Raw genomic sequence first — 716 nt, 5'->3', positions numbered from 1 at the left:
CTTACTCGAAATATTATAAATCTTTATCGCATTAAAGCTTTAAAAGATTTTGATGATGTTAAGACGGGGGATTTAGGGGGCTTTATTGAAAAGGAAGCTAATCTATCCCATGATGGCAATTGCTGGGTTTATGATAAAGCTTGTGTGTATGGCTATGCCGTCGTTTCTGAAAATGCAAAAATACGGCATTTTTCTCAAGTTTGTGGTCAAGTCTATGGGAATTGTGAAATCTATGGCAAGGCTTTCATCTCTCAATACGCAAAAATTTATGACCATGCTTGTGTCTATGGCAATGCTCATGTTTATGGCAATGTTTATGGGTATGCTCATGTGAGTGGTGCTGCCCGCGTTCTTGCTGATGCTCATATTTATGATTATGCTCATGTTTCTTATGATGCTACGGTTTTTAGTCATGCAATGGTCTATGGTCGTGCCATTGTTGCTGGCTCTGCCCGTATTCATAGCTATGCCAAGGTTTATAATTATGCCTTTATTAATGGTCGTGCAAAAATACATGGCAAGGTCTATGGCGGTGCTTTGGTGGGCGGTTGTGCTGAAATTTATGGCTCTGTTTTTGGTAATGCCAAGGTTTTATTCTATACTAAGGTCTGGGGTCGCGCTTATGGCAATGCGAAATTAACCAAGAAAAGCAAAGTAAAGGAAGTTCCTATAAATTATGAGGTTTATGAAAGCGATAACCTTGTCAAGATTGTTGA

1 protein-coding gene is annotated in these 716 nt (G+C 39.1%); it reads left to right on the top strand.

Going from position 1 to position 716, the window contains the following annotated elements; genetic code table 11:
* Window positions 1–716 (top strand): hypothetical protein (locus tag ACFIO3_RS14725; protein ID WP_375704742.1); only part of this gene is annotated, 716 nt, incomplete at both ends.

This window comes from Bartonella sp. AD328YNZD, assembly GCF_042196425.1.
The sequence above is the reverse complement of the archived record's forward strand: the minus strand, read 5'-3'. Positions and strand labels throughout refer to the sequence as shown.